Here is a 2,196-nt window from a genome sequence, read left to right as displayed (position 1 = left end):
GGCCTGGAGCCGTACGTCCACGAGGCCCGGGACGCCGCGCCGGTCGCCACGACGCTGCGGGTGCCGGCCGGAACCGACGCCGCCGCGCTCGTGCGGAGCGCGCTCGCGGCCGACCCGTCGCTGCCGCTGGTGGCGGGTGGCGGCGCGCTCGCCCGGGAGATGGTCCGGGTCAACCACTACGGCGCGGACGCGACGCGGGGCGCCGTGCTCTCGTCGCTGGCCGCGCTGGGCTCCGCGCTCGCGGACGCCGGACGGCCCGCCGACCTGGACGCCGCCCGCAGGGCCGTTTCGGAAACCTGGCCGAACGACTGATTCGAATATGCCGGACGACACCGGCATACATATGAAAAGAATGGCGGGGAGCTACTTTATCGAGAGTAGCTCCCCGCATTCTTTTGCCCGCAATCCTCCAAGCTAAACACCCCACTTTCGAGGGACACCCGATCTACGTAATCCGGACACGCGCCAGGAGAGTTACAACCCTGTGACCGACTCCACAGGGAGCCTGTTATGCCCGGTAAATTCCGGTCAAATCGCGAGAAAAATCCACCCGCTTCCGCCCGGCTCGCGCCCGCGTGATAGCACAGACACGCGCGCCACCCAACCCTTTCCGGCGATGCAATTTCGATTTTTGCTGGGTAAATTCAATTCGCATGACCGCCGCACCAGCAGATTTTGCACGTGCCCGAAGTGAATTCCTTACAATCGACGCCCCGCGAGTGGAGGACGGAGCCGCGATCTGGCGCATCGCCCGCGACTCCGAGGTCCTGGACCTCAACTCCTCGTACAGCTACCTGCTGTGGTGCCGTGACTTCGCGGCGACCTCCGTGGTCGCCCGCGACGAGAAGGGCGAGCCCATCGCCTTCGTGACGGGGTACATCCGGCCCGACCGCCCCGAGACGCTCGTCGTCTGGCAGGTGGCCGTGGACGCCGCCCACCGCGGGAAGGGACTGGCCGCCGAGCTGCTGGACGCCCTGACCGCGCGCGTCGCGGCCGAGCAGGGCCTGGCGTCCGTGGAGACCACGGTCACCCCGGACAACACCGCCTCCGACCGGCTGTTCACCTCCTACGCACAGCGCCACGACGTGGCCCTGGAGCGCGAGGTGCTCTTCGACGGCGGGCTGTTCCCCGAGGGAACACACCTGCCGGAGGTGCTGTACCGCATCGGCCCGTTCCACGCGTAGGGCCGTCGCCGCCCCCTCGGGAGCGGCACGTACCGACACCGGACCCGCCCCCGCCCGGGGCACGCACGGCCCGGTCCCCGCCCCGCCCGGGGCGCGTACGCCTCACCCGCCTCTCTGTCACACCCCCCTCGAGCAGGAGATTCGCTGTGACCATCACCCCGCCCGCCCTGAGTGTCTTCGAGAGCCTCGAGTCGGAGGTGCGCAGCTACTGCCGCGGCTGGCCCGCCGTGTTCGACCGCGCGCAGGGCGCCCGCCTCACCGACGAGGACGGCCACTCGTACCTCGACTTCTTCGCCGGTGCCGGCTCACTCAACTACGGCCACAACAACCCGGTGTTGAAACGCGCGCTCATCGACTACATCGAACGCGACGGGATCACCCACGGCCTCGACATGGCCACGACGGCCAAACGCGCGTTCCTGGAGACGTTCGAGAACGTGATCCTGCGCCCCCGTGACCTGCCGTACAAGGTGATGTTCCCCGGCCCGACCGGCACCAACGCGGTCGAGTCGGCGCTGAAGCTCGCCCGCAAGGTCAAGGGCCGCGAGTCCGTCGTCTCCTTCACCAACGCCTTCCACGGCATGTCGCTGGGATCGCTCGCGGTGACCGGCAACGCCTTCAAGCGGGCCGGTGCCGGCATCCCGCTCGTGCACGGCACCCCGATGCCGTTCGACAACTACTTCGACGGCACGGTCCCCGACTTCCTCTGGTTCGAGCGGCTCCTGGAGGACCAGGGCTCCGGCCTCAACAAGCCCGCCGCGGTGATCGTGGAGACCGTGCAGGGCGAGGGCGGCATCAACGTGGCCCGCGCCGAGTGGCTGCGCGCGCTCCAGGACCTGTGCCACCGCCAGGACATGCTGCTGATCGTCGACGACATCCAGATGGGGTGCGGCCGCACCGGCGGCTTCTTCTCCTTCGAGGAGGCCGGCATCGTCCCGGACATCGTCACGCTGTCCAAGTCCATCAGCGGTTACGGCCTGCCGATGTCGCTCCTGTCTCTTATACACATCTC

General features: G+C 68.6%; 2 protein-coding genes and 1 pseudogene. All 3 read left to right on the top strand.

What is annotated here, in order from left to right:
- Positions 1-312: pseudogene (locus IH13_RS0107250) on the top strand (alanine--glyoxylate aminotransferase family protein); the annotation flags it as partial.
- Positions 313-653: 341 nt separating this feature from the next.
- Positions 654-1,184 carry a diaminobutyrate acetyltransferase gene (gene ectA / locus IH13_RS0107245; RefSeq protein ID WP_267883837.1) on the top strand — a complete coding sequence of 177 codons (531 nt, stop codon included), beginning with the start codon at positions 654-656 and terminating at the stop codon, positions 1,182-1,184.
- Between the two features lie 146 nt (positions 1,185-1,330).
- On the top strand, positions 1,331-2,196 hold an 866-nt coding region (locus IH13_RS0107240), incomplete at its 3' end, for a diaminobutyrate--2-oxoglutarate transaminase (protein ID WP_063837410.1).

This window comes from Streptomyces sp. NRRL WC-3549 (assembly GCF_000721935.1).
Lineage (GTDB): Bacteria > Actinomycetota > Actinomycetes > Streptomycetales > Streptomycetaceae > Streptomyces.
This window is presented reverse-complemented; position numbering and strand designations above follow the sequence as displayed.

Bases quoted from the DNA above. Each gene is read 5' to 3' on its own strand.
- ectA (WP_267883837.1), top strand. From the start codon at position 654: ATGACCGCCGCACCAGCAGATTTTGCACGTGCCCGAAGTGAATTCCTT.